The organism is Cryobacterium sp. TMT4-10 (assembly GCF_004403275.1).
GTDB lineage: Bacteria > Actinomycetota > Actinomycetes > Actinomycetales > Microbacteriaceae > Cryobacterium > Cryobacterium shii.
The window spans coordinates 142,523-166,838 of the sequence record NZ_SOGU01000090.1; the positions used below are offsets into that span (position 1 = coordinate 142,523).

Annotated in this window: 27 protein-coding genes, 1 tRNA gene and 2 pseudogenes; 10 read left to right on the forward strand and 20 right to left on the reverse strand. The window is 68.2% G+C overall.

Going from position 1 to position 24,316, the window contains the following annotated elements; genetic code table 11:
- Positions 1–332: 332 nt before the first annotated feature.
- From treZ to glgX, 3 genes are read right to left on the reverse strand one after another with little or no spacing between them, the layout of a single operon-like run.
- Positions 333–2,084, reverse strand: a complete 1,752-nt coding sequence (treZ, locus tag E3T42_RS13630; protein ID WP_134403152.1) for a malto-oligosyltrehalose trehalohydrolase — start codon at positions 2,082–2,084, stop codon at positions 333–335.
- Positions 2,074–4,422, reverse strand: coding sequence for a malto-oligosyltrehalose synthase (gene treY, locus E3T42_RS13635; protein WP_134366149.1), 2,349 nt, complete (start codon positions 4,420–4,422; stop codon positions 2,074–2,076). Before treY ends, treZ begins: the two co-directional genes overlap by 11 nt.
- Positions 4,419–6,623, reverse strand: coding sequence for a glycogen debranching protein GlgX (glgX, locus tag E3T42_RS13640; RefSeq protein ID WP_134403153.1), 2,205 nt, complete (start codon positions 6,621–6,623; stop codon positions 4,419–4,421). The genes treY and glgX overlap by 4 nt, the downstream gene beginning before the upstream one ends.
- 105 nt (positions 6,624–6,728) lie before the next feature.
- Between glgX and E3T42_RS13645 the strand changes: the two genes are divergently transcribed.
- Together E3T42_RS13645 and surE are read left to right on the forward strand one after the other, a co-directional pair.
- A complete protein-coding gene (locus E3T42_RS13645) occupies positions 6,729–7,709 on the forward strand; it encodes a PfkB family carbohydrate kinase (RefSeq protein ID WP_134403154.1) in 981 nt (326 codons plus the stop codon).
- Positions 7,706–8,560, forward strand: coding sequence for a 5'/3'-nucleotidase SurE (gene surE / locus E3T42_RS13650; RefSeq protein ID WP_134403155.1), 855 nt, complete (start codon positions 7,706–7,708; stop codon positions 8,558–8,560). Before E3T42_RS13645 ends, surE begins: the two co-directional genes overlap by 4 nt.
- On the opposite strand, the gene E3T42_RS13655 is transcribed toward surE, so the two are convergent.
- Positions 8,512–9,549 (reverse strand): LLM class flavin-dependent oxidoreductase, encoded by a 1,038-nt coding sequence (locus tag E3T42_RS13655; protein WP_134403174.1) that lies wholly within the window; start codon positions 9,547–9,549, stop codon positions 8,512–8,514. The genes surE and E3T42_RS13655 overlap by 49 nt on opposite strands.
- 167 nt (positions 9,550–9,716) lie before the next feature.
- Here E3T42_RS13655 and E3T42_RS13660 point away from each other — a divergent pair, with 167 nt between their 5' ends.
- Complete coding sequence (locus tag E3T42_RS13660) at positions 9,717–10,097, forward strand: hypothetical protein (protein ID WP_134366145.1); 381 nt, start codon at positions 9,717–9,719, stop codon at positions 10,095–10,097.
- A gap of 11 nt (positions 10,098–10,108) precedes the next feature.
- On the opposite strand, the gene E3T42_RS13665 is transcribed toward E3T42_RS13660, so the two are convergent.
- Positions 10,109–10,510, reverse strand: coding sequence for a YchJ family protein (locus E3T42_RS13665; protein ID WP_241976151.1), 402 nt, complete (start codon positions 10,508–10,510; stop codon positions 10,109–10,111).
- A 197-nt stretch (positions 10,511–10,707) separates the two neighbouring features.
- Here E3T42_RS13665 and E3T42_RS13670 point away from each other — a divergent pair, with 197 nt between their 5' ends.
- Entirely contained in the window at positions 10,708–11,511 is an 804-nt protein-coding gene (locus tag E3T42_RS13670; RefSeq protein WP_134366144.1) for a phosphotransferase, read from the forward strand.
- A gap of 30 nt (positions 11,512–11,541) precedes the next feature.
- On the opposite strand, the pseudogene E3T42_RS17675 reads toward E3T42_RS13670, so the two are convergent.
- The 3 genes and pseudogenes from E3T42_RS17675 to E3T42_RS13680 form a co-directional block, all read right to left on the reverse strand.
- Positions 11,542–11,631 (reverse strand): annotated as a pseudogene (locus E3T42_RS17675) (type I methionyl aminopeptidase); the annotation flags it as partial.
- 12 nt (positions 11,632–11,643) lie between these two features.
- Entirely contained in the window at positions 11,644–12,135 is a 492-nt protein-coding gene (locus E3T42_RS13675) for an FBP domain-containing protein (RefSeq protein WP_134366143.1), read from the reverse strand.
- A gap of 77 nt (positions 12,136–12,212) precedes the next feature.
- The gene (locus E3T42_RS13680) at positions 12,213–12,752 is read right to left on the reverse strand and encodes a TetR/AcrR family transcriptional regulator (protein WP_241976153.1); all 540 of its coding nucleotides are present in this window, start codon (positions 12,750–12,752) and stop codon (positions 12,213–12,215) included.
- A gap of 220 nt (positions 12,753–12,972) precedes the next feature.
- On the opposite strand from E3T42_RS13680, the gene E3T42_RS13685 reads away from it, so the two are divergent.
- From E3T42_RS13685 to E3T42_RS13700, 4 genes are all read left to right on the forward strand, one after another.
- On the forward strand, positions 12,973–13,311 hold the full coding sequence (locus tag E3T42_RS13685) for a hypothetical protein (protein ID WP_134366141.1): 339 nt from the start codon (positions 12,973–12,975) through the stop codon (positions 13,309–13,311).
- Positions 13,312–13,323: 12 nt separating this feature from the next.
- Positions 13,324–13,977, forward strand: a complete 654-nt coding sequence (locus tag E3T42_RS13690; RefSeq protein WP_134403156.1) for a YigZ family protein — start codon at positions 13,324–13,326, stop codon at positions 13,975–13,977.
- A gap of 194 nt (positions 13,978–14,171) precedes the next feature.
- On the forward strand, positions 14,172–14,582 hold the full coding sequence (locus tag E3T42_RS13695) for an arsenate reductase ArsC (RefSeq protein ID WP_134366139.1): 411 nt from the start codon (positions 14,172–14,174) through the stop codon (positions 14,580–14,582).
- 12 nt (positions 14,583–14,594) lie between these two features.
- A complete protein-coding gene (locus E3T42_RS13700) occupies positions 14,595–15,254 on the forward strand; it encodes an arsenate reductase ArsC (protein WP_134403157.1) in 660 nt (219 codons plus the stop codon).
- Between the two features lie 151 nt (positions 15,255–15,405).
- Here the strand turns inward: E3T42_RS13700 and E3T42_RS13705 are convergent, their stop codons facing one another.
- From E3T42_RS13705 to E3T42_RS13715, 3 genes are all read right to left on the reverse strand, one after another.
- On the reverse strand, positions 15,406–15,651 hold the full coding sequence (locus tag E3T42_RS13705; protein ID WP_134366137.1) for a thioredoxin family protein: 246 nt from the start codon (positions 15,649–15,651) through the stop codon (positions 15,406–15,408).
- A gap of 72 nt (positions 15,652–15,723) precedes the next feature.
- A complete protein-coding gene (locus tag E3T42_RS13710) occupies positions 15,724–15,966 on the reverse strand; it encodes a thioredoxin family protein (RefSeq protein WP_134366136.1) in 243 nt (80 codons plus the stop codon).
- Positions 15,967–15,992: 26 nt separating this feature from the next.
- On the reverse strand, positions 15,993–17,042 hold the full coding sequence (locus E3T42_RS13715; protein WP_241976155.1) for a permease: 1,050 nt from the start codon (positions 17,040–17,042) through the stop codon (positions 15,993–15,995).
- Positions 17,043–17,142: 100 nt separating this feature from the next.
- On the opposite strand from E3T42_RS13715, the gene E3T42_RS13720 reads away from it, so the two are divergent.
- The gene (locus tag E3T42_RS13720; RefSeq protein WP_134366134.1) at positions 17,143–17,508 is read left to right on the forward strand and encodes a metalloregulator ArsR/SmtB family transcription factor; all 366 of its coding nucleotides are present in this window, start codon (positions 17,143–17,145) and stop codon (positions 17,506–17,508) included.
- Between the two features lie 16 nt (positions 17,509–17,524).
- Here E3T42_RS13720 and E3T42_RS13725 read toward each other — a convergent pair whose 3' ends face one another.
- On the reverse strand, positions 17,525–17,716 hold the full coding sequence (locus tag E3T42_RS13725; RefSeq protein WP_134366133.1) for a hypothetical protein: 192 nt from the start codon (positions 17,714–17,716) through the stop codon (positions 17,525–17,527).
- Here E3T42_RS13725 and E3T42_RS13730 point away from each other — a divergent pair.
- Positions 17,690–18,094, forward strand: a pseudogene (locus E3T42_RS13730) (STAS domain-containing protein); the annotation flags it as partial. The gene E3T42_RS13725 and the pseudogene E3T42_RS13730 sit on opposite strands and share 27 nt — an antisense overlap.
- A 31-nt stretch (positions 18,095–18,125) precedes the next feature.
- Here the strand turns inward: E3T42_RS13730 and E3T42_RS13735 are convergent.
- From E3T42_RS13735 to proB, 8 genes are all read right to left on the reverse strand, one after another.
- Complete coding sequence (locus E3T42_RS13735; RefSeq protein WP_134403158.1) at positions 18,126–19,514, reverse strand: phosphoribosyltransferase family protein; 1,389 nt, start codon at positions 19,512–19,514, stop codon at positions 18,126–18,128.
- 183 nt (positions 19,515–19,697) lie between these two features.
- Positions 19,698–19,773 (reverse strand) — tRNA-Ala (locus tag E3T42_RS13740).
- Between the two features lie 71 nt (positions 19,774–19,844).
- Complete coding sequence (gene rsfS / locus E3T42_RS13745) at positions 19,845–20,222, reverse strand: ribosome silencing factor (protein WP_134366131.1); 378 nt, start codon at positions 20,220–20,222, stop codon at positions 19,845–19,847.
- A gap of 40 nt (positions 20,223–20,262) precedes the next feature.
- Positions 20,263–21,048, reverse strand: a complete 786-nt coding sequence (locus tag E3T42_RS13750) for a hypothetical protein (protein ID WP_134366130.1) — start codon at positions 21,046–21,048, stop codon at positions 20,263–20,265.
- A gap of 239 nt (positions 21,049–21,287) precedes the next feature.
- Positions 21,288–21,884: a nicotinate-nucleotide adenylyltransferase gene (nadD, locus tag E3T42_RS13755; RefSeq protein WP_134366129.1), complete on the reverse strand. Its 597-nt coding sequence runs from the start codon at positions 21,882–21,884 to the stop codon at positions 21,288–21,290.
- 14 nt (positions 21,885–21,898) lie between these two features.
- Complete coding sequence (locus tag E3T42_RS13760; protein ID WP_134366128.1) at positions 21,899–22,117, reverse strand: hypothetical protein; 219 nt, start codon at positions 22,115–22,117, stop codon at positions 21,899–21,901.
- A 64-nt stretch (positions 22,118–22,181) separates the two neighbouring features.
- On the reverse strand, positions 22,182–23,450 hold the full coding sequence (locus tag E3T42_RS13765; RefSeq protein ID WP_370262498.1) for a glutamate-5-semialdehyde dehydrogenase: 1,269 nt from the start codon (positions 23,448–23,450) through the stop codon (positions 22,182–22,184).
- A gap of 62 nt (positions 23,451–23,512) precedes the next feature.
- Positions 23,513–24,310, reverse strand: a complete 798-nt coding sequence (gene proB, locus E3T42_RS13770) for a glutamate 5-kinase (protein WP_134366127.1) — start codon at positions 24,308–24,310, stop codon at positions 23,513–23,515.
- Positions 24,311–24,316 lie beyond the last annotated feature (6 nt).

The window sequence follows — 24,316 nt, forward strand, 5'->3', positions numbered from 1 at the left end:
TACCAAAGTATTTCGCAGATAGTTACGAATGAGGCTGGTGTTACTCGTGGGACTCGCCGGCTCGCGAGGCCGTGATGCACGCTGCCCAAAACCTCGCCGAGCCGTGAGTATCGCCCCTCTCCGGACACGAAAGAGGGGCGGAAGTCACGGCTCGCCCAGACCCCGCCGAACCGTGAGTTGCGATCCTCCGCAGACGAAAAAGAGGGGCGGAAGTCACGGCTCGGCGAGATCGAGAACGGGGAACGGGGAACGGGGAACGGGACCGGGGAACGGCACCGGGGACCGGGACCGGGACCGGGAATGGGAAACCAGGAACCGGGACCGGCGACCGCTTAGGAGGCGGCCAGGATCGCGACGGCGTGCGGAGACAGGAGCACGGCGCTCGCGTCGCGGCCCCGGACGGCCTCGCCCTCGGCCGCGAACTCGAGCAGCACGGCGCCGGCCTCGGCCGACACACGCCGGGCGACCGCGGCCAGGTTCAGCAGGATCTGGGTGTCGCCGCGAGTGACCCGCAGCCACCGCTCGTGCTCGTCGAAGTCCACCGCGACCCGGTCGAGGCTGGGGTCGGTGAACCCCGCCTGGGAGCGGCGCAGGCCCGCCAGGGCCTGGTAGAAGGCGAGCAGACGAGCGTGCTCCGGCCGGGCGGTCTCGTCCCAGTCGAGCTTGGACCGGGTGAACGTCGCCGGGTCCTGCGGGTCGGGGACGGCGGCCGGGTCCCAGCCCATCCGGGCGAACTCGCCGATTCGGCCCTTGCGGGTGGCCTCGCCGAGTTCGGGTTCCGGATGCGAGGTGAAGAATTGCCACGGTGTGCCGGCGCCCCACTCCTCCCCCATGAAGAGCATCGGGGTGAACGGACCGAGCAGGGTCAGCGTCGCCGCGATCGCGAGCTGGCCGGCATCCAGGGTCGCGGGCAGCCGGTCGCCGGTGGCCCGGTTGCCGATCTGGTCGTGGTTCTGGCTGCCGACGACGAGGCGCCACGCGGGCGTCTTCTTCGTGTCGATCGGGCGGCCGTGCGTGCGGGCGCGGAAGCTGGAGAAGGTGCCGTCGTGGAAGAAACCGCGGGTGAGCACCTTGGCGAGGGCCCCGAGCGGCTCGAAGTCGGCGTAGTAGCCGGACGTCTCCCCGGTGAGCGAGACGTGCACCGCGTGGTGGAAGTCGTCGCTCCACTGGGCGGTGAGGCCGTAGCCGCCGGCTTCCCTCGGGGTGATCATCCGGGGGTCGTTGAGGTCGGACTCGGCGATCAGGCTGAGCGGCCGCCCGACGGATGCGCTCAGCGCGTCGACCGCGGAGCCGAGTTCCTCGAGCAGGTGGGTGGCGCGCTCGTCGTGCAGGGCGTGCACGGCGTCGAGCCGGAGGCCGTCGACGTGGTAGTCGCCCAGCCACATCAGGGCGTTGTCGATGATGTACTGCCGAACCGGGTCGGAGTCCGGCCCGTCGAGGTTGAGCGAGGACCCCCAGCTGGTGCCGCCCGCCTGGCTCAGGTAAGGGCCGTACTGGGGCAGGTAGTTGCCGCTGGGTCCGAGGTGGTTGTAGACGACATCCTGGATGACGCCGATGCCGGCCTGGTGGCAGGCGTCCACGAAGCCCTGGTAGGCCGCGGGCCCGCCGTACCCGTCGTGCACGGCGTACCAGAGCACGCCGTCGTAGCCCCAGTTGTGGGTGCCGTTGAAGGCGTTGACCGGCAGCAGTTCCACGAAGTCCACGCCGATGGAGGCCAGGTGGGGCAGCCGCTCGGCCGCGGCCGCCAGGGTGCCCTCCGGGGTGAAGGTGCCGAGGTGCAGTTCGTAGATGGTGCTGCCGGCCAGTTGGCGACCGGTCCAGCGCTGGTCGCCCCAGACGTGCTCAGCGGCGTCGAAGGTGCGGGTGGCGCCGTGGACGCCGTTCGGCTGGTGCCGGGAGCGCGGATCGGGGAACGGCCCCTCGCCATCGACCAGGAAGCCGTAGTCGACCGGCCCGTCGCCCGCCGGGCGGGGCGCGCGCCACCATCCGTCTGCCTGACGCGTCAGCACCTGGGTGTCGTCGGACAGCGCGACGGCCATGGTGGTGGCGGTCGGCGCCCAGACCTCGAAGTACTCAGCGGGCATCGACGGCCCCTTCCGTGGCGGTGGCAGTGGCGGGTGCGGTTCCGTCGTCCGCAACGAGCAGGGCGACCGGGTAGCGCTGCAGCAGCGCGGCGACGGGGGTGATGCCCCCGGGGTGGCGGGCCCCGGTGAGCAAGTCGATCACGGGATGACCGGCCAGCACCACGGTGGTGTCGTTCCATCCGCCGGCCGCCGCGAGTCCAAGCGGCAGTCGGGTGGCGATGGTGACCGCGTCGCCGCGGTCGAAGGCGATCACGTTCTCGGCGCGGGCGCCGAGGGCCTCGACCGGCAGGTGGCGGAAGAAGCGTTCCGGCGCTTCCCGCCGCAGCCGCAGGGCGCGCGTGGTGACCAGGAGTTTCGCGGCGCCGGTCTCGTCGACGGGCGGCAGCCAGCCGCCGGCGATGCGGGCCAGGTAGTCGCGCCGCACGCCGTAGTCGACCGGGCGCCGGTTGTCGGGGTCGACGAGGGAGTCCTCCCAGAGCTCGCTGCCCTGGTAGACGTCCGGCACGCCGGGCGCGGTCAGCTGCACGAGCTTGTTGGAGAGGCCGTTGCTCCAGCCGGCCTGGCGCACCCGGTCGACGAAGGCGGTCAGGGTCGTACGGACAGCCGGGTTGTCGACGGTGGCGGCCACGAGGCGGTGCATCGCGGTTTCGAACTCCGCGTTCTGCGCCGTCCAGGTGGTCGAGGTGCCGGCCTCGCGGGCGGCCTTCTCCGCGTAGGCGATGAGCCGGTCCGGGGATGCCGGCCAGGCGCCGACGATGGCCTGCCAGAGCAGGTTCTCGAACGGGGCGTCGCCGAGCGGCGCGGCGGCGCGCAGGGCGCGCAGGGCGTTTTCCCACTCGGCGGGGATCTCGGCCAGCACCGAGATGCGGGCCCGCACGTCCTCGCCGCGCTTGGTGTCGTGGGTGGAGAGGGTGGTCATCGAGGCGGGGAAGGTGGCCTGGCGCACCTGCTGCCGGCGGTGGAACTCGGCCGCGTCGACGGCGAACTCCCCCGGGTCGGCCCCGACCTCGTTGAGGGAGGTCAGCCGGCTGTAGCGGTAGTAGGAGGTGTCTTCGACCCCCTTGGCCATCACCATGCCGGACGTCTGCTGGAACCGCACGGCCGCCGGATGCCCCGGGTCGGCCAGCATGGGCAGCAACGCGTCGATCACGGGCGCGAGGTCGGGCCGTCGGTCTGCCGCGGTAGCCGCGGCCGCGTGCAGCTTCTCGGCACCGACCGGAAGGTAGGAGCGGTAGACCGGGAAGCAGGCGAACAGCTCGGCCACCGCGTCGTCGGCGTTCTTGATCGCGGGCAGGAGCCGGACGATACGCTCGACCTCGGCGCGGAGGCTGCCGTCGGCGATGGCGCGTTTCTGCGTGTGCACCAGCTCCGGCCAGTCCGCCTGGCCCCCGGTCTCGGCCTGCAGCCGGGCCTCGAGGGCGTCCAGCGCCCCCTGGCCGGCCGGGTCGACGAGGAGCCGGTCGAAGTCGGCGAGGGCGTCGTAGCCGGTGGTGCCGCTCGTGGCCCAGTTCGCGGGCAGCTGCTCGCCGCCCTCGAGGATCTTCTCGACCAGGACATAGGCCCCGCCGGTCGCATCCCGCAGCCGGTCCAGGTAGCCGCCCGGGTCGGCGAGGCCGTCCGGGTGGTCGACCCGCAGCCCCTGAACGAGACCGTCCTGCACCCAGCGGAGAATCTCCCGGTGCGATTCGTCGAAGACCCAGGGGGTCTCAACCTTGAGCCCGGCCAGGGTGCTGACCGTGAAGAACCGCCGGTAGTTCAGCTCCGCGTCCGCACGGCGCCAGCCGACGAGTTGGTAGCTCTGCCGCCCGTGCACGGTGCGGGCATCCGCTCCGTCGTCGGCCGTGCCGGGTGCCAGGGGGAACCGGTTGTCGTAGTAGTGCAGTTCGTCGCCGACCACGCTCAGCCGGTCGAGTTCGTCCGCGCCGTCGCCGAGCACGGGCAGCAGGATGCGGTCGCCGCCCGCGGCCCAGTCCACGTCGAAGGCTTCCGCATAGCGGGACGAGCCGCCGAGCCGGAGCAGGTCCCACCACCAGGCGTTGCCGGCCGGGGTCGCGACGCCCATGTGGTTGGGCACGATGTCCACGAGGATGCCGCGGCCGGCATCCGTCGCCGCGGCCGTTAGGCGGGCCAGCGCCTCCGCGCCCCCGCGCACCGGGTCGATCCCGGAATGGTCGATCACGTCGTAGCCGTGGTCAGAGCCGTCCTCGGCCGCGAGCAGCGGGGACAGGTAGATCCAGTCGGCGCCGAGCTCGGTCACGTAGTCGAGCACGGATGCCGCGGCGTCCAGGTCGAACGCCGCCGTGATCTGGAGCCGGTAGGTGGAGAGCGGGATCCTCACTGGTTGGCCAGGAACTCGGCGTCGACCACGGTGATGGCGCCGGCGTGGCCGGCGGCCAGCGAGGCGGCCACGGAGTGATCCGGCGGGGTCTCCGGCGCGTGGTAGGCGCGGAGGACCACGATCGACCGGGAGGTGACCGTGTGCTTGGCGCTGGCCGGGCGCGGGATGGAGTCGGCACCCTCGCCGCCGGTGTCGACGACGACCTCCCACTCCGGGGCGTATTCGACCGGAGGCAGGGTGAACTCGACGTCTTCGCCTTCCGCGTTGAAGCAGAGCAGGAAGTTCACGTCGGTCACGGTCTGGCCGCGGGAGTCGCGTTCCCGGATGCCGTCCCCGTTGAGGAACATCGCGACCGTGCGGGTGCGGTTCTCGTCCCAGTCGTAGGACTGCATCTCGGTGCCGTCGCTGGTCAGCCAGACGATGTCACTGAGGGCGTCGGCCGGGTTGCGCTTGCCGGGGTGCCCGTCGAAGAAGCGGCTGCGGCGGAAGGTGGGGTGCTCGCGGCGCAGCCGGGACACTGCGGCCGTGAACTCGATCAGCGGGTGGTCCGCCTCGTCCCAGTGCAGCCAGCTCAGCTCGTTGTCCTGCGCGTAGGTGTTGTTGTTGCCGTTCTGGGTGCGGCCGAGCTCGTCGCCGTGCAGGATCATCGGCACGCCCTGCGAGAGCAGCATGGTGGCGAGGAAGTTGCGCTGCTGGCGGGCGCGCAGGACGAGGATCTCCGGGTCGGAGGTGGGCCCTTCCTCGCCGAGGTTCCAGGACCGGTTGTGGGACTCGCCGTCCTGGTTGTTCTCCCCGTTGGCGTCGTTGCGCTTCTCGTTGTAGGAGACCAGGTCGGAGAGGGTGAACCCGTCGTGCGCGGTGACGAAGTTGATCGACGCCACCGGGCGGCGTCCGGAGTGTTCGTACAGGTCGGCGGATCCGGTGATGCGCGAGGCGAACTCGCCCAGCGTCGACGGTTCGCCGCGCCAGAAGTCGCGCACGGTGTCGCGGTATTTGCCGTTCCATTCCGTCCACTGGGCCGGGAAGTTGCCGACCTGGTAGCCGCCGGGGCCGACGTCCCACGGCTCGGCGATGAGCTTGACCTGGGACACGATCGGGTCCTGCTGCACGAGTTCGAAGAAGGTGGAGAGCTTGTCCACGTCGTAGAGGTCGCGGGCCAGCGCCGACGCCAGGTCGAACCGGAAACCGTCGACGTGCATCTCGATCACCCAGTAGCGCAGCGAGTCCATGATGAGCTGCAGCGAGTGCGGGTGGCGCACGTTCAGGGTGTTGCCCGTGCCCGTGTAGTCCATGTAGTAGCGCTTGTCATCGTCCATCAGGCGGTAGTACGCCTCGTTGTCGATGCCCTTGAAGGAGATCGTCGGGCCGAGGTGGTTGCCCTCCGCGGTGTGGTTGTAGACGACGTCGAGGATGACCTCGATGCCCGCGTCGTGCAGGCTCCGCACCATCCCCTTGAATTCCTGCACCTGGTTTCCGAGGTCCCCGGTCGACGAGTACGCGTTGTGGGGTGCGAAGAAGCCGATGGTGTTGTAGCCCCAGTAGTTGTTCAGGCCCTTTTCCTCGAGGGTGCCGTCGTTGACGAACTGGTGCACGGGCATCAGTTCGATCGCGGTCACGCCGAGCTTCTGCAGGTGGTCGATGACCGACGGATGCGCGACGCCCGCGTACGTTCCCCGCTGCGACTCCGGCACGAGCTCCTGCAGCTTCGTCAGCCCCTTGACGTGGGCTTCGTAGATGAGGGAGTCACGGTAGGGCGTGCGCAACGGTCGGTCGCCGACCCAGTCGAAGAACGGGTTGACGACCACGCCGAGCATCATGTGCGGGGCGGAGTCCTCGTCGTTGCGGGAATCGGGGTCGCCGAAGTTGTAGGAGAACAGCGACTGGTCCCAGTCGATGCTGCCGCAGGTGGCCTTGGCGTACGGGTCGAGCAGCAGCTTGTTCGCGTTGGAGCGCTTGCCCTCGGCCGGGTTGTACTCACCGTGCACGCGGTAGCCGTAGCGCTGCCCCGGCTGGATCAGCGGCAGGTAGCAGTGCCAGATGAAGGCATCCGATTCGATCACCTCGACCCGGGTCTCGATTCCGTCGTCGTCGAACAGGCAGAGGTCCACCCGGTGGGCGGCCTCACTGTACAGGGCGAAGTTCGTGCCGCTTCCGTCGTAGGTTGCGCCAAGCGGGTAAGCGGTACCGGGCCAGGTTTCCAAAGGGGCTCCTCAAGTTTCGAGTGGACCTGCGGTTCAAAGCGTGCCTCGGGCCCATCAGTACGCTACAGCAGTGTTCCTGTGGCCCCGTCTGGGTAGTATGCCCGTGTGAACGAGGTCGTCATCTTCGCGCCGTCCCCGGTCCTGACCGTCACCGTCGAGGGCCGGGCCGACCACGCCGACATCCATCTGCACGCCGGTGGGCAGGGCGTCTGGCAGGCACGGATGCTGCAGGCCCTCGGCGCGTCGGTCACGATGTGCTGCGTGCTGACGGGTGAGACCGGCCAGGTGCTCGGTCACCTCGTCGCCGATGAGGGCATCCGGGTGCTCGCCGTGCGCCGGGCCGGCCGGGGTGCCGCCTATGTGCACGACCGGCGTGGCGGCGAGCGCAGCCAGGTCGCTGCGACCCAGGGTGAGCCGCTCTCCCGCCATGACCTCGACGAGCTCTACGACCTCACCCTGCGGGCCGGGCTGGGCGCGGACGCCATCGTTCTCAGCGGGCCGGCCGGAGAAGACGTCGTGCCGGCGGATGTCTACCGGCGCCTGGCCGCCGACCTGCGCTCCACCGGCCGGTTCGTGATCGCCGACCTCGCCGGGGAGCGCCTCACCGCGGCCCTCGGCGGCAAGGTCAGTGTCGTCAAGGTCAGCGACGACGAGCTGCTGGCCGACGGCCGCATCAGCGCGCCCGACGAGGAGCAGCTCTTCGCCGCCGCGTACAGCCTGCGGGACGAGGGAGCGGACACGGTCATCATCAGCCGGGCGGAGAAGCCCCTGCTTCTGCTGGCCGACGACACGCTCAGCGAGGTCTGCGTGCCCACGATGCAGATCGCCGATCCGCACGGCGCGGGTGACTCCCTCACGGCCGGTGTGGCGGCCACCCTGGCGGCGGGCGGCACCATCGAGGAGGCCGTATCGGTCGGTGCGGCCGCCGGCGCCCTGAACGTGACCCGGCACGGCCTGGGCACCGGCAAGGCTGAGACCGTGCGGCTGCTGCGGGACCATGTGCGCGTCTACCCGGTGGAGTGGGTCCCCGCGTTCGCGAAGAGGCTCACCCCGGACGAACTCGCACAGACGGTGCAGAACGAATGAGCCCGGCATTCACGACCCTCATCACCAACGACGACGGCATCAACTCCCCCGGCCTGCTCCGGCTCGCCCTGGCGGCCCTCGACGCCGGCCTGGACGTGGTGGTCGCCGCTCCGGCGGCGGAATCCAGCGGCAGCGGGGCCTCCATCACTTCCACGGGAACCGATGGCCGCATCGTCGTCGACCGTCGGCACCTGGAGGGTCTCGACGGGGTGCCCTGCTACGCCGTACACGCCGCCCCCGCCCTGATCAGCCTGATCGCCAGCCACGGCGCATTCGGCCAGGCGCCCGAGCTGGTTCTCTCGGGGGTGAATCCGGGCGCCAACGTGGGCCGGGCCATCCTGCACTCCGGCACGGTGGGGGCCGCGCTCACCGCGGGCGTCAACGGCGGTCGCGGCCTGGCCGTGTCCCTGGACGTTGCCCCGGACACGACGACCCCGCGCTGGGGCGTCGCGTCACGCCTGGCCGCCCGGCTGATCCCGTTCCTGCTCGACCAGCCCACCGGCACCGTATTGAACCTGAACGTGCCCATAATCGTGGGCGACGAGCCGCCGGAGGTCCGTACGGCCAAACTGGCCCGCTTCGGCATCGTGCAAACCACGATGACGCAGCAGGACCGGCATCAGATCCGCCTGGCCGTGGCCGATAACGCGGCCCACGCGGAGTCCGGGAGCGACGCCGACCTGCTCCGCCTGGGCTACGCCACCGTCACGAGCCTCCGCTCGGTCGAGGAACGCCCGCTCGCGGACCTCGTGCTGGAGCCGGTCCCGGTGGCGACGAGCGCGGCCCCGCCGGGGCCGGGACGTCAGTCGGCCAGCAGCTCACGCACGAGCGGCGCAACCTCGGTGCCGTAGAGCTCGATGCTGGTCATCAGTTTCTCGTGCGCCAGGGTGCCGAGGCTGTACTTCAGGTCGAAGCGGGAGAGCCCCAGTCCCTGCGCGGCGGCGGCGATCTTGCGGGCCACGGTCTCCGGCGATCCGACGAAAAGGGCGCCGTCCGGGCCGGCGTCGTGCTCGAAACGTTCCCGGGTCACGGGACCCCAGCCGCGTTCACGCCCGATCCGGTCCTGCATGGCGGCGTAGTGCGGCCACATCTCCTCCCGGGCCTGGGCATCCGTGCCGGCGATGTACCCCGGGGAGTGTTCGCCGATCGGCTTCGTCGGCTTCCCGAACTGGGCCAGCGCCCGGTGGTAGAGCTCGACCAGCGGGGCGAAGGCCAGCGGGGAACCGCCGATGATGGCGAGCATCAGCGGCAGGCCGTAGTGGGCGGCGCGCACGACGGACTGCGGGCTTCCACCCACCCCGATCCAGGTGGTGAGGGCCCCTGACTCGGTGGGCGGGAACACGCGCTGATCGGTCAGGCCGCCGCGGGTCTCCCCGGCCCAGGTGACGGGCGCCTCCTTGAGCAGCTCGGTGAACAGGTTGAGCTTCTCCTCGAACAGTTTCTCGTAGTCGGAGAGCTCCAACCCGAAGAGGGGGAACGATTCGGTGAAGGATCCCCGGCCGAGGATCACCTCAGCACGGCCGCCGGAGACGGCGTCGAGGGTCGAGAACCGCTGGAAGACGCGCACCGGGTCGTCTGAGCTGAGCACCGTGACGGCCGAGCCGAGACGGATGCCGGTGGTCTGCCCGGCGATCGCGGCCAGGACCACCTCGGGGGCGGACACCGCGAAGTCTTCCCGGTGGTGTTCACCGATTCCGAAGAAGTCCAGGCCCACCTGGTCGGCCAGCACCGCTTCGGCGACCACGTTGCGCAGCACCTGAGCCTGGGAGAGGCGCGTTCCCGAGGCGTCGAACGTGACGTCTCCGAAGGTGTCCAGGCCGAGTTCGAACTTCTGCGTCATGTGGTTGCGCTCCTTGATCATGGTACAAAGTCTATGCAAATGTATAGATAGGGAGAACCGTGGCTGCCGTCAGGATATTCCGGTGCAGACGTGAGGCCGGGCGGACGGTCGGGCAGAATGAAACCGGCGGCCGCGAATCGGTCGCCACCAAGGCAGGAGCCTCCGACATGACCGAACTCGACCTCATCACCCTGTGGACCAAGGCCCGCTGGCACATCATCGTGTCCCAGTTCGCACCGACCTTCCTGCTGACCTCCCTCGTGGCGCTCCTCTCCCTCGGCCTCGACACCGCGGCGGTTAGCGTGCGCATCGCCGCCGCCGGCATCCTGCTGGCCTCCGGTGTGCTCGGCGCCCTCGCCCAGATCGCCGCCGCGAACGAGGGGCTGGCGATCATCGAGGATCTGCGCGCCGTGCCGGTGCTCAGCACACTCGGCAAGCGGATCGTGGCGTCCGAGGCCTGGATCGACATTGTGCGCTTCGGCACCCCCGGGGTGTTCGTCATCGTCTACATCGCCCTGCTCGCGGCCCTGTTCCTGCCGTTCGCCTAGACGAGGCCGGCTCAGACCGCGTCCAGGTAGACCCAGCGGCGATCGATCTTCACGAACCGGCTCACCTCGTGCTGCGTCGACGGCGTGCCCCGGTCCCGGCAGTACGCCGTGAACTCCACCACCCCCTCGGTGTCGAACGGGCCGCCCGCCACGGTCCGTTCGATCTCGAGGCGGGTCCACCGCAGCTCGTCGTCCAGTGCGAACGTCTCCGGCTGGGTGCGCGGATGCCACGTCGCCAACAGGTACGCCGCGTCGCCGACCGCGAACGCCGCATAGCGGGAACGCATCAGCGCCTCGGCGGTGGGTGCGGCGGCCTCCCTGCGGTGGAACCGTCCACAGCACTCGGCATAAGGGTTGCCGCTCAGGCAGGGACACCGCAGGGGGCGGGACTCGGGGGTCGGAGGAATCTGCACCGTTCCAGTATCCGTCAGGTCCTGGCGGCATCCGCGGACGGGCCGACACACACAGGGAAAGACGGCGGCAGGTTGACGGTCCTGGACCCGCGAGATCACCCCGAAGGGAAGAATGAGGGCATTCAACGGTGGTCTTTGCCCTCTCACGCGTCACTGCGAAGCTCCACCGAGACCCGTGCGGCCACTAGCCTGCTGGTATGGGTGAGGCAGAGCAAGAACTGACCGGGGGCAACGCGTCCGGCCGTGTTGTGCGAGTGGGCGGCACGGTGCGAAAGCCCTGGATCGACAACAGCTTGGTCGTGCAGAGTTACCTTGCGGCGCTCCGTTCGCACGGAGTGGACGCTCCGCACCCGCTCGGCCGCGATGAGACCGGTCGTCAGACGGTCGAGTATGTGGAAGGCGCGATCGCGCTGAGTCAGATGCCGCTTCATGCCGAGGACCTGCGCCGGGTCGGTCGGATGATCCGCCGCATCCACGATGTGAGCGAATCTATTCCGGTCCCCGACCCTGAGGGTTGGAAGATGCTGCTGCCAGCGGACAAGCCGAACCTGATGTGCCACAACGATCTTGCGCCGTGGAACCTCGTCATTGGCGAGCGCTGGGTATTCATCGATTGGGATGGTGCGGGGCCGAGCACCCGGCTGTGGGACCTGGCCTACGCCGCCCAGGCGTTCGCCCTGCTGGTTAACGGTGAACCCGTCGAGTCCGCCGCGTCGAGGCTCCGGGCGTTCATCGATGGGTATGAGGCCGACGCTTTGCTCCGCGAGGCGCTTCCGGCGGCAATGGCGAAACGGACCGCGGCAATGTTCGAACTCCTGTGCACCTCCTATGAGACCGGTCTTCAGCCCTGGGCCGATATGTACGTGAACGGGCACGGTGAATTCTGGCGTGGAGCGGCCGAGTACGTCAATCGAAACCAAACGGCTTGGGAGCGAGCGCTCTCGCTATCGGAAAGCGCAATCCCGCCGACCAGTCCTGCGGGCCCTCCCGCCGGCAGCTGAGCGTCCGCAGGAATATCGGCGCGGCCGCTGGAGGATGATCGGCCCGGTGATGACGATGGCGATGGTGTTGTCTGAGTGCGCCGTGCGGCTTCCGTCTGCGCTCCGCAGGGTCCAACCGTCGTGCGGGCGCCCCTACTTTCCGTCGCGGACGCTCCGAGCGAAATTCTGAACGCGGGCCCTGAGCGCTTCGATGCGTCGCTGGCGCGCTGCCTGCACGTCGAAGCCGATGTAGGCGACCGGGGGGAGCTTGCGGACGTTTCCCGAGCATTCGAAGCCGGCGCATGCCAGGGTGCCGACCGTGTCGCCGTTGCGACCCGCCTGGCCGGCACGCTTGATACTGAAGAACACCACGTCGTTCGGAAGATGCACGTCTTCGCACCATGAGCACTGGGGCCGCGTTCTGGTCTTCCCGTCGGCCTGACGCAATAGAATCCCGACCGGGCCCTCCACGAGGTCGACGATGACGTAACCGATCCCAGGGACCTTTGGATCCCGCCAGCCGAGGTAGTCGAGGTTGTCCCAGGACAGGGTTTCGAAGTCACGGGGAAGGGTGAGAGCCTTTCGCTCCCGGAGCGAAGCGTTGATGAAGGATGACCGGATGTCTGGGGCGGTGAGCGGGAGCATGAGGTGGCGATGCCTTCTGTCTCTGTAGCAGAACTGTTGAATGCGGGGAATGGGCAGTGATGGGCAGTGTGGTGCCGTCAGGCCGGCGGCCAATTGTTCAAGACAACGTCGAGGGCATCCAAGGCCCGGGACCACGAAGCATCCGCTGCTCGTTGCGTGTTCTGAAAGCCTCCGGAACGTTCCAGGCTCACGTAGCCGTGAAACACACTGTGGAGCAGCCGCACCGCATCGGTCTGGTCCGGTTCCTCGAGTGCATAGCCCCGAAGGATGGCCCGGGTCATCGCCGCGTGCCGACCCGCCGCACTGGCGGCAGCCACCTCAGGATCGAGCTCCAGCCGAGTCGCGGCGTAACGCCCGGGATATTCTTTGGCGTAAGCCCTGTAGGCGTCGGCAAATGCGACCAGCGCGTCCTTGCCCGCACGGCCGGCCAAAGCGGCGGCTACGTGGTCGGCGAGTTCGGCCAGAGCCAACACGGCCACCCGTGTCCGGAGATCCTGCACGTTCTTGATGTGGGAGTAGAGGCTCGCATCCCTGACTCCGAAAAGGCGCGCCACAGCCGAGACCGTCACGCCTTCGAAACCGATCTCGTCGGCCAGATCAGCCGCTGCGACGGTCACGCGTTGCGTGGTCAGTCCTCTTCGTGCCATGGTGGCCCCTTTCCGGTTAATCCTACGATACCAATATAATTGCCTAATATCTCTAGGCGCACGACCGGCCAGCCGAATCAGCCTCGAACCGGAAGCTGCCTGGTCGGATCCGGCAGACTGCGAAACCCCGAACGGGTTAGTGTGTGGGGCACACGGGCGCGGCGGCGGTCGCGCTCAGGCGGGAGCATCCATGCGCACCTTGTTCTACGGATCCGGGCGAACCCCGATTCGAATCGATGATCACGTGCTGGCTCATCTGAAGGCCGTCATCACGACGAAGCTGCGTCGCGGTGAGAGTTTCCTACTCTCCTGGCGAGAGTCGGCACAGGTCGGAAATGGCCGCAGTTCGGTGTGGATTCACCCGAGCTGTGACCTGCACTACAAGTTTGACGGCGGCACCCCGCCGGCGCTCGATCCCGGCATCATCGTTGAGATGACCGATGAATCCATGCAACCCCGCGGGATCGAACTGGTGAATGTGAGTCTCGCACGCAGTCCTCACCAGCGCGCCGGTGATGAGTCGGACTGAAAGACTGGGCGTATGCCCGATCTCACTTTGCACAGCGGCGTCGGCAGCCGCGTTGACACCGAGATCGAAGTGAAGCGATCCAAATTTCTCTGCCGCCTCGTTCGCACCGAGACAGAGGATTCCACGCGTGGCGCCATCGACGACGCGCGTAAGGAGCATTGGAGTGCTCGCCACCACTGCTCGGCATTCGTGCTCGGGCCGAGCGGCGCACCAGACCAGGTGCGGCGTTCGAATGACGATGGCGAACCGTCAGGAACGGCGGGTCGGCCCATGCTCGAGGCACTGTCCGGGCGCGGATTCGTCGATTGCGTGGCCGTCGTCACCCGCTACTTCGGTGGCGTACTTCTCGGTCCCGGCGGCCTCGTGCGCGCCTACTCGGAGGCCGTTCTGACCACGATCGACGAGGCCCAGTCCGGCGGGCTGGTGGTGGGGCGCGAGCGCCGCGAACTGTTCAGGCTTGCACTTTCCCACGCGGATGCCGGTCGCATCGAGGCCGAGTTGCGCCAGCGCGGAGTGCTCATCCTGGGGACGGACTATGGGCGTGACGCGGTACTGCACATCGCCGGTGACGACGCCGCGCGGCTCGCCGCGATCGTGGCCGGTGCAACGGCCGGCAGCGCGGAGCTGGAGGCCCTCGGCCACGAATGGGTAGACGTCGAACGGTAGTCCGGTTGTGGCGTGGCGCCCCGCGAGGTGCACTGCGGTGGCGGTGGGTGAACGACATGTGAACATCATCTCTATAAATTGACATCCATCGATGTATTGTCGAGACTTCACCTCGACACGCATCGATTTTGTCGTCGCAGAGGTGGCCCCCTGATCCGCGCCGCCCTCAAGAAATCAAGAAGGAATGACCACTCATGAGTGACAAGCCCACCGTTCTCTTCGTCTGCGTGCACAACGCGGGCCGCTCCCAGATGGCCGCCGGCTACATGACGGCTCTCTCCGCGGGCCGCGTCGAGGTGCTCTCCGCCGGCTCGGCGCCCAAGGACCAGATCAACCCAGTCGCGATCGAGGCCATGGCCGAGGAGGGCATCGACATCGCCCACAACGTGCCGAAGATCCTCACCACCGAGGCCGTCAAGGAATCGGATGTCGTGATCACCATGGGCTGCGGCGACACCTGCCCGATCTTCCCCGGCAAGCGCTACGAGGACTGGGAACTCGCCGACCCGGCCGGCCAGGGCATCGAATCCGTGCGCCCGATCCGCGACGAGATCAAGGCCCGCATCCAGGCCCTGCTCGCCGAGATCCTCCCCGCCACGGCCTAAGGCCAGCGCACGATGAGCGACACCGGCGCTCGCCGGTCACTGCCGGGCCTGACCTACCCCGAGGAGTATCTGAAGCGCCTTGCCCGCGACCTGACCGTGAGGTTCGCGGGCGTCTTCAGTGCCGAGACGGTCGAACGCTATGTGCTCGAGTCCTTCACGGCCCTGCTGCGCACGTCGACGGTGAAGGCGCACCTGGCCACCAACACGATCCGGTTCGCCACGGACCGGGTGACCGCACTGGCTCAGGCCAAGGGTGCGATCGCGCGCTCTGTGCCCGAGGTGTTGTTCGTCTGCGAGCAGAACGCCGGCCGGTCGCAGATGGCGGCCGTGTTCACGAACGCCCTCTCCGGCGGGGCCGTGCACGTTCGCTCAGCCGGTTCTGCCCCGTCGCGTGAGGTGAATCCCACGGTCGCCGCGGCGATGGCCGAGATCGGGCTCGACTTCACCGAGGCCTTCCCGAAGCCCCTCACCGACGATGTCGTGCAGGCCGCGGATGTCGTCGTCACCATGGGGTGCGGTGACGCCTGCCCGGTCTATCCAGGGAAGACCTACCAGGACTGGGCATTGACGGACCCGGCCGGCCGCTCGCTCGAGAAAGTCCGTGTGATTCGGGACGAGATCAAGGACCGGGTCGAACGATTGCTGGACACCCTCACACCCCGGGACCGGTAACCATGAGCATCGAGAACGTCACTGTCATCGGCTCCGGCCTGGCCGGTTACAGCGCCGCAACGTAACTGCCCCTGGCCGGGTGAGGGTGCCGGACCTGCCGAGGAGGCCCAAGCGGCCGGTACCGTCGGAGAGCAGGCGTGAACGGCGGTCGTCACCGCGAGGCCTGAGCGTCCAATAGTTTCCGGAGCTCAGCGGGTGTCGGAACTCGGCCCACCGAGACGACCCTCTCGTCAATGACGAGGCCGGGGCTGCTCATCACGCCGTAGCCGAGGATGACGGCATAGTCGTCGATCTTCTCGACGGTGGCGTCCAGGCCGAGTTCCTGCACAATCTGGGTGGTGACACGGTAAAGACTCACGCATTTGGTGCACCCCGCGCCGAGGATCTTGATGTTCATGGTCTGACGATTCCCTTTTTTTGGAGCGGCGGCATCGAGGCGGGGCGCGCTGAGCATCCCGCCTCGGTGGGGTTATTGGCTCGCGGCGGTGAGGAGGGTGCGCACCTCGGCGAGGTTCGGCACCCGGCCGGACACGACGACCTTCTCGTCAATGACGAGCGCGGGGGTGCTCATCACGCCGTAGCCGACGATCGCGGCATAGTCTTCGACCTTTTCGATGGTGGCGTCCAGGCCGAGCTCCGCGACGGCGACGGTGGCGGCCTTGGTGAGGTTGACGCAATTGGCACAGCCGGGACCGAGGATCTTGATGATCATGGGATGGTTCCTTTCAGAGGTGATGGTTAGGCCAGGATGGCGTTGAAGAGGTAGCCGACGGCGATGATGCCGAGGCCGGTGGTCGTGATGAAGATGGCGAGCAGCTGCGGCTTCAGCACCCGGCGGAGCAGGATCATCTCCGGCAGTGAGAGGGCGACGACGGCCATCATGAACGCGAGCAGGGTTCCCATCGGGAGGCCCTTGTCGTAGAGGGCGGCGACCAGCGGCATGATGCCGGCGGCGTTGGAATAGAGCGGGATGCCGATGAAGACCGCGATCAGCACGCCGAAGGGGTTGTCGGCGCCGGCGTAGGTGGTGAAGAAATCGGCCGGGGCCCAGCCGTGGATGAGGGCGCCGAGGCCGATGCCGACGAGCAGGTAGATCCAGATCTTCTGGATGATGGTTTTGACCTCTTCGACGCCCATCTGCATCCGCTGCCCGAAGGTGAGGCCGAGCGAGGGGTCGATGACCTGGCCTCCGAGTTTGACGTCGAAGACGAAGGGTTCCACCCACTTCTCGACGTGCAGGCGGCCCAGGATCCAGCCGGACACGATCGCGATCAGGAGGCCCGATACCATGTAGAGGGCGGTGATCTCCCAGCCGAACAGTGTCAACAGCAGGCCGATGGCGATCTCGTTGACCAGGGGGCTGGCGATCAGGAAGCTCATCGTGACGCCGATCGGCACGCCGGCGGCGACGAAGCCGATGAATGCGGGCACGGCGCTGCAGGAGCAGAACGGGGTGATCACGCCGAGGCCGGCGGCGAGGATGTTGCCGACTCCCTCGCGTTTGCCGCCGAGGAAGGCCCGGGTGCGCTCGACGCTCATGAAGGAGCGGAGCACGGTCGAGGCGAAGATGATGATGGCCAGGAGCAGCAGGATCTTGAGCGAGTCGTAGATGAAGAAGTGGATGGTCTCGGTGACCCGACTCTTCGGGTCGAGGCCGAATGCGTCGTAGAGAACGACGTCCCAGAACCATTCGTTGACCCAGTAGGCCAGAGCCCAGAGGCCCACCCCTGCAATCAGGATGGCGACCCGCCCACGGGTGGTGGTCGGTATCCGTTCCGCGATGCTCACAACTGCTCCTTGACCGGGAACGCCGAATTCTTCGACGTTCATCTAATTACAAGTATGTCCACCTCTTTGATATGTGTCAAGAAGGTGACAGACTGTTCCCATGCCCAAAACGCTTCCGCTCCTCGATGACGTCTCGCCGATCTGCTGCGGTCCGCTGGGGAACAGCGCCACCCTCGAAATTGACGATGCGATCGCCCTCGCCGTGCGCCTGAAGGCCCTGGCCGACCCAGTGCGCCTCCAGTTGCTGGCATACCTCCTGGCCCAGCCGAATCAAGAGGCCTGCACCTGCGACCTGGCCCCGGTCGTGAAACTGTCGGAGCCCACGGTCAGTCATCACCTCAAGAAGCTGCAGACCAGCGGGATCCTGACCAAGGAGCGTCACGGGATGAGCGTGCACTACCGCGTCATCCCCGAGGCCATTCACGCCATCGCCCGAACCCTCGACACCGGCGCCTGGGCGCGGTGAGCGTCGGAACGCCGTCTCACTGCTGGCGCAGGAGCTCAAGGAATTCGTCGGCCATCGCGAGCTGATCCTGCAGCTTTTGGCGCCGCTCTTCGGCTTGCCTGATGAAGGAATCCAGGTCTGATCGCACGGCGACAGTGTCGGCACCCTCGCTGGCGCCTTCCAGGGTGTCGATGGTCTTGCCACAGTGGCGGTCGTCGTGCTCACCCACAACCTCGCCATCGGCGTGGTCGTGGGTGTGCTCATGGCCATGGTCGCCTTCGCCCGCCGGGTCGCCCACCTCGTGGATGTGGAACGGACCGTCTCGACCGATGAGCCCGTGCCGACCGCGTACTACACCGTAACCGGGGCACTCTTCTTCGCCTCAAGCAACGACCTCACCACCCAGTTCGAGTACGCGGACGACCCGGACCGCGTGGTCCTCGACATGTCCGCCTCCCACATCTGGGACGCCTCCACCGTCGCCGCGCTCGACGCCATCACGAACAAGTACGAGCGCCACGGCAAACGCGCCGTCATCGTGGGCATGAACGAAGCCAGCACCGATATCCGCGCCCGCCTGGCCGGAAACCTCGGCGGCGGACACTAGCCGGCCCAACGCGGCGTCCCGGTTTTCCGGCTCATTCCGTCGACCCCGTGGCGCGGGCTTCCGGGGACTGCTCCGTTTCGGAACCGGCCGGGGCCAAGTACTCCAGGAACCAGTCTCGGGCCAGGGCGGCGGCCTCGCCGAGGGTGCCCCGCTCCTCGAAGAGGTGCGTGGCCCCGGGGACGACGGCCAGCTCGCTGGGGCAGCGCAGCAGGGCCCGGGCCTGGCGGTTGAGTTCCAGAACAAGCGTGTCCGCCCCGCCGACGATCAGCAGGGTGGGGGCCCGGACTCCGGCCAGCCGCGGCCCCGCGAGGTCCGGGCGTCCTCCCCGCGACACCACGGCGCTGACCTGGGTGCCCGTGCTCGTGCCTGTGCCTGTGCCTGTGCCGAGCGCGGCATCGGCCGCGGCCCACAGAGCGGCTCCGGCCCCGGTGCTGGCGCCGAAGTAGCCGACCCGGAGGGTGCGGGTGTCCGGCTGGGTGCCCAGCCACCGGGTGGCCGCGGCCAGCCGGTTCGCGAGCAGCCCGATGTCGAAGACCTTGGCCCGGTCGGGCTCCTCCTCCGGGGTGAGCAGGTCGAGCAGGAGCGTGCCCAGGCCGGCCCGGTTCAGCAGCTCGGCGACGAACCGGTTGCGGGGGCTGTAGCGGCTGCTGCCGCTGCCGTGGGCGAACAGCACCACCCCGGTGGCTCCGGCCGGAAGGCGCAGGTGACCGCCCAGATGCACACCGTCGGCGGGGATCTCGACTTCCCGGTCGGGGTCGCCGGTGTCGGTGGTGATCCGGCGCATCCGTTCTGCGGCTGCGTCCAGCAGCACGGTCACTTCGGAATCGCTGGTCGGACTGAAATCGTAGTAGTGGTTGCCGACCGCGATCAGCTGCGCCGGCACGTAGAGACAGACGACCTCGTCGGCTCCCGGAAAGTGATGAATCGTGTCGGCGGGACCGACCGGTACGGCGAGGATGACCTTTTTCGCTCCGAGCTGCCGGGCGACCAGGCAGGCGACCCGGGCCGTGGACCCGGTGGCGATGCCGTCGTCGACGATGAGGGCGATCCGGCCGGTCAGGTCGACGCGCTGCCGGCCCTTGCGGAACCGGGCCACGCGATCGTGCAGCTGGGCGCGCTCCACGGCCTCGACGTCGGCCAGTTCCTCGTCCGTGACCCGGGTCAGATTGAGCACCGGCGTGTTGAGCACCCGCACGTCGTGCTCGCCGATCGCGCCCATGGCCAGTTCCGGCTGGTAGGGCACACCGAGTTTCCGCACGACGATCACGTCCAGCGGAGCGTCCAAGGTTTCGGCCACCTCGGCGGCCACGGGCACCCCGCCACGGGGAAGCCCCAGCACCACCACGTCCTGCCCGCGCAGGTACTCGAGTTGCTCGGCCAGCTGGCGCCCGGCATCCGCTCGATCTGTGAAAACGACCATCGTCGCACCTCCTCGATACGGCCATGGTCGCCCCGGGCGCGGACGGGCGCTAGGGCTGCACGGATTCCGGAGGGTAGAAGAATAACCCGAAGGCGCAACCCGAAAGAATCTGCGGCAGAGCACCGGGCAACAAAGAAAGGCCCCGACCGAAGTCGGGGCCTTTTCTGTCGTAACTGTGCTACTTGGTGGATCCGAGGGGATTCGAACCCCTGACCCCCTGCATGCCATGCAGGTGCGCTACCAGCTGCGCCACGGACCCAGATAGTGTTTCGGATCTCTCCGAAACAACTTGTCTAGTCTACGACACGTTTTGAGTGCCGTTGACCACTGTTACTCGGCGACCCGGGGGGCGGGGAGTTCGATGGGGATGACCGGGCAGTCTTTCCAGAGGCGTTCGAGGGAGTAGTAGACGCGTTCTTCCTCGTGGAAGATGTGCACGACGAGGTCGCCGAAGTCGACCAGGACCCAGCGGCCCTCGGCGCGTCCTTCGCGGCGCAGGGGCTTGAACCCGGCCTCGGTCATCTTGTCTTCGATCTCACCGGCGATAGCCACGACGTTGCGCTCGGAGCGCCCCGTGACGATCAGGAAGATGTCGGTGAGAGGAAGGGGGTTGGACACATCGATCGCGACGAGGTCCTCCCCCGCTTTCGAGTCTGCGGCGGCGGCGGCCACCTTGAGGAGCTCGAGAGCATGGGCAGAAGCGGTCATCGAATGAATCCCTGAGTTAGTGAATGTGAAATGGGTGGCATTAGAAAATTCGGAAGACGTAGCCGGCGACGAGCAGGGCCAGCACGCCGAAGGCGAGCACTCCAGCCGTGATGGTCAGCACGATAGGCAGCGTCAGTCCGGGTTTGCTCGGTGGGGCCATGACGCCGCGCGTGGACGCGTGCGTGCTGACGGCACGGCTGGCGCTCACCGGTGCGACGTCGTTGTGGTGTCCCACGTCGTCGAGCTGGTCGAGCAGCTGGTCCATGTCGGACGAGTCGTAGACGTTCGGGTGCTGTCCGGTGGAGCCAAGGCTGCGCGGCAGGTCGATCGAGCCGGTGACCATGATCTCGCCCGTGCTCGTGAACGGCCCGGACGCGTTGCCCTGGTGCGGGATGGACGGCAGGATCAGGGCGTTCGTGGTGGTCGGGATGCCGCCCGCACTGATACCGCGGGCCACTATCTGGTCGAACGGCTCGAGCTGGGTGACTCCGGGAAGCGAGTCGACGTCTTCGTCCCGGGCGAGCGACCAGTGGCCGACGGGCGGGTGAAGAACGCCGGGACGGGACTTGCCGGCCTTGCCGACCTTGCTCCCCGCTGCTTCGACCATGAATTCGACGCGCGGAGCCACCGGGGCCGGGGCCGCCGGGATGTTGACGATGTCGATGTCGAAAGCGCGCGGGTCGGACAGGCCGAGGGAGGCCGGGGCCGGGGCCACCGGCGGGAACTGCGCGGCGGGTGCGGTCTCGGCCGGCACGATATCGGTTTGCGCAGTCTCCGCGGCTGCGGACAGGGCGGCCTGCTGGGCGCGCAGCTCTCGCCGCGTCATCGTGTGTTCGGAGGTCGTGTCGACGGCAACAGCCTGTTCCCGCACGGGGGCGTCAGGCGTACGAGGCGCGAAGACGGAGGGTGCCGGCGCCAGAGGGGCGGGAGCGGCGACGGGAGACGGCTGTGGGGCCGCGGGCGCAGGCGCGGCGGGCGCGCCGACATCCGTGACGGCAGGTTGATTCCCGTGTGCCAACTCCCGCGCTTGCCGGCGCGTCAGTGGCTGTGGGTTGTTACCCGACGTCATGCCACACTCCGATACAGATGATGCTTTGAGATGTACTGGACGACCCCATCGGGGACCAGATACCAGACCGGGAATCCCCGATTCACACGCGCCCGGCAGTCCGTTGACGAAATCGCCAGAGCCGGAACCTCCAACAAGCTTACGTCCTGGTTGGGCAATCCCGAAATGTTGAGCTCATGTCCCGGACGACTCACAGCCACGAAGTGCGCGAGATCCCACAGCTCCTGCACGTCTTTCCAGCTGAGGATCTGCAGGATCGCGTCCGCGCCGGTGATGAAGAACAGCTCGGCGGTGGGCCGTTCGGCATGCAGGTCGCGCAGGGTGTCGATCGTGTAGGTGGGGCCGGTGCGGTCGATGTCGACCCGGCTTGTCGTGAAGCGGGGATTGGACGCCGTGGCGATGACCGTCATCAGGTAACGGTGTTCGCTCGCCGTCACATCCGCTTTCTGCCACGGCTGCCCGGTCGGAACGAAGATGACCTCGTCGAGGTCGAAGCTCTGCGCCACCTCACTGGCGGCAACGAGGTGCCCGTGGTGGATCGGGTCGAAAGTTCCGCCCATCACGCCGATGCGGGGGCGGCGGGGAGTCTCGATGGGAGCTGTATCGTCTAGTGGCCGCTGCGCGCGCCGCCGTGAGCGTCGGCGTAGGCCTTCGCCTTGGACTGGTGACGGTTCGCGACGTCACGGTACGACCAGACGACCGCGGCGAGGGCGGCGAACAGGACCAGGCCGATCAGGCCGTAGACGAAGGTCGGCATGGGCAGGGCGGCGTGTTCGACTTCGGCCAGCACGGCAGTTTCGGCCAGCACAGTGGTCAGGAACGACATGGGGATCTCCATTCAGGGGCACAGACGGCAAAACCTTGGGCCACGGCCACTATCTTAGCGGGGCCTAGCCGCGCACCTGCCCGGAGCCGCGCACGATCCACTTGGTGCTGGTCAGCTCGGGCAGTCCCATCGGGCCGCGGGCGTGCAGTTTCTGGGTGGAGATGCCGACCTCGGCACCGAACCCGAATTCTCCCCCGTCGGTGAACCGGGTGGACGCGTTCACCATGACTGCGGCGGAGTCCACCTCGGCGAGGAACCGTTCGGCGTTGACTAAGTCGTTTGTGATGATGGACTCGGTGTGCCCGGTCGAGTACCGGCGGATGTGACGGATCGCGTCGTCGAGGGAATCGACGACGGCCACGGCGACCTCCAGGGACATATACTCGGTGCCCCAGTCCTCGTCCGTGGCCGGCACCGCGGCCGGGAAGAGCGCGCGCACCCGGTCGTCGCCGTGGATCGTGACCCCGGACGCGGCCAGCTTCGCCAGCACCGCCGGCAGGAGCCGGTCGGCCGCGGCCTCGTGCACCAGCAGCGTCTCGAGGGCGTTGCAGACGCTGGGCCGCTGCACCTTGGAGTTGTGCACGATGTCCACGGCCATCTGCTCGATGGCGCTCTCGTCGAGGAAGATGTGCACGACGCCGGCGCCGGTTTCGATCACGGGGACCTTCGACTGGGTGACGACGGCCTGGATCAGCCCGGCACTCCCCCGCGGGATGAGCACGTCCACGTAGCCTCTCGCCTGCATCAGCTCGGTGGCGCCGCTGCGACCGAACGGGTCGATGGTCTGCACCGACGCGGCGGGGAGCCCGACGCCGTCGACCGCGGCCTGCAGCAGGCGAACGAGCACGCGGTTGGTGTTCTCCGCGGCCGAGCCGCCGCGGAGCACGACGGCGTTGCCGCTCTTCAGGGCGATCGCGGCGATGTCCACGGTGACGTTCGGCCGGGCCTCGTAGATGACGCCGACCACGCCGAAGGGCACGCGGACCTGGCTGATCTTCACCCCGTTGGGCAGGCTGCTGCCGCGCACCACGACGCCGACCGGGTCGGTGAGCAGGGCGATCTGCAGCACGGCGTCGGCGAGGGCATCGATCCGGGCAAGATCCAGGCTGAGCCGGTCCAGCATGCCCGTGCTGAGCCCGTTCGCCTCACCGGCGGCCAGGTCCAGCGCGTTGGCTTCGAGGATCTCGGCGACGCTGGTCCGGAGGGAGGCGGCGACGGCCTCGAGCGCCTGGTTTTTCCACCGCGTTGGCGTGGCCGCGAGCACGAGGGCTGCGTCCCGGGCGGCTTCGAGGGTGGGCGTGATCAGGACGGAGTCGGTCGCGGGCTGCATCATCCCGGTAGTTTACGCGACCGGGCGGGGCTGCACCCGAAGCGACGACTGACGGATGCTGCCGGTCAGCGCACCGGGCGCACGCCCGGCATCGGTTCGAACCAGGTTCCCACCCGATCGCCGCGGAGGGCCTCGGCGACCAGCCCGGTGGAGGTCACCAGGACCGCGGTTCCGGCGTCGGCCGCGATCCGGGCCGCGGACACCTTGGTGCTCGCACCACCGGTTCCCACCCCGGATCGGCTCTCGCTGAACTCCACGCCTACGAGCGGGTCGCCGGATGCGACGTGGTCGATGAGTTCAGCCCCCGGCAGGTGCGGGGCCCGGGTGTACAGGGCGTCGACGTCGCTGAGCAGCACGAGCAGGTCGGCGTTGATCAGCGTGGCCACGAGCGCCGCCAACCGGTCATTGTCGCCGAACCGGATCTCATGGGTGGCGACCGTGTCGTTCTCGTTCACGATCGGCAGGATGCGCAGGCCGAGCAGGCGGTCCATGGCCCGGTGAGCGTTGCCGCGGTGCGCCGGGTTGTCGAGGTCTCCGGCGGTCAGCAACACCTGTCCGGCGATGATGTCGTACCGGTCGAGGCTGTCCTGATAGCGGAAGACGAGCAGGTTCTGGCCGACGGATGCGGCCGCCTGCTGGGTGGCCAGGTCGGTGGGCCGCTCGTCCAGCTGCAGGTAGGGCATGCCGGTGGCGATGGCACCGGACGAGACCAGCACAATCTCCGCACCGCGGCCGTGGGCGCCGGCGAGGGCGTCGACGAGGGGGGTGATCTGGCCGATGTTCTCGCCGCTGATCGAGGAGGACCCGACCTTCACGACGATCCGGGCCGCTGACCCGATCTGGTCGCGGGTGATCACGCCCATGATGCG